Below are 308 nucleotides of genomic sequence, written 5' to 3'. Positions count from 1 at the left end.
CAACGTGATGGGGCGCTGGCTCAAGGGCGTGTTCCCGGTGTCGACCGGCATCGTGGTGCAGGCGCTGGCGCGTCCGGAGTGGCTGGTCGAGATCGACGTGACGGCCGTGAAGCCGGCAGCGTAAGTCGTATGAACGCGAGACGTGGCTGGTGCGTTATTGCCGGTCACAGATCGCGTCAGGAACGTCGGGAGTTGGATGCAGAGGCGAGGCGGCGTCAGAAGCGCCGTTTCACGTACACCGTCGCACCAATATCGTGCTGACCGAGCAGCGGCACGCGGGCGGTGGCCGACACAGACCAGTCCTGGGT

Annotated in this window: 1 pseudogene; it reads left to right on the top strand. The window is 65.6% G+C overall.

Features of this window, described 5'->3' with window-relative positions:
* Positions 1 to 124 (top strand): annotated as a pseudogene (locus CDV44_RS27365) (RidA family protein); the annotation flags it as partial.
* Between the last annotated feature and the right edge of the window lie 184 nt (positions 125 to 308).

The sequence above is a fragment of the Pandoraea sp. PE-S2R-1 genome, from assembly GCF_002179865.1.
In the GTDB taxonomy this organism is placed as follows: Bacteria; Pseudomonadota; Gammaproteobacteria; order Burkholderiales; family Burkholderiaceae; genus Pandoraea.
This window is presented reverse-complemented; position numbering and strand designations above follow the sequence as displayed.